This window comes from Vibrio sp. 1727 (assembly GCF_033344415.1).
GTDB classification, from domain to species: domain Bacteria; phylum Pseudomonadota; class Gammaproteobacteria; order Enterobacterales; family Vibrionaceae; genus Vibrio; species Vibrio alginolyticus.
This window is the reverse complement of record NZ_JAWPOT010000578.1, coordinates 1-543: the sequence shown is the minus strand read 5'-3', so window position 1 is coordinate 543 and position 543 is coordinate 1. Positions and strand designations below refer to the sequence as shown.

The 543-nt window shown below is 45.7% G+C and carries 1 protein-coding gene; it reads right to left on the bottom strand.

Annotated features, from left to right (window positions below; all coding sequences use genetic code 11):
* Window positions 1–543: 7TM domain-containing protein (locus R8O10_RS27035; RefSeq protein WP_318192202.1), on the bottom strand; the 543-nt coding region annotated here is incomplete at both ends.

The window sequence follows — 543 nt, the reverse complement described above, 5'->3', positions numbered from 1 at the left end:
CTACCAGAAGTAAGTTGAGCCGCGATAAGTAACTTCGGATGATCAAGCCTGTACCAACAATTAATAGGAAGCCCACAATACCAGTCACAAGTTGCGTTTGAACGAACGCAACCGCAATCAGTACTGGCATGAACGTACCAGAGGTTTTAAGACCAATAATCACGCGCAGGAACACAACGATCAATGCGCCAATTGGGATCAGCATGATGGTCTTGAACATCGCTTGCTCTTCTAGAGGCAAGCTGTGGATTGATAAGTTAAGCAGGCCATCGGCCTCAACCTTGTTGTTTGTCGCTTGTTGAGGTGTCACTTCTTGTTTGATCATGGAGAAATGAACTTGGCTGTTCTTACCTCCCACAAGGTCAAGTAACGAAACGTTCGATTCATCCCAAACAAGAAGGTTAGGCTTTACGGCTTTCTGCTCTGAATTTGGCGAGAACAGAACCCAATCTTTTCCAGACCAAACTTGCACCATCGGTTGGATAGTTTGACGACGACGGCCATCTTCAAGCTCGATTACGCCAACAATTTTACTTTGAACGC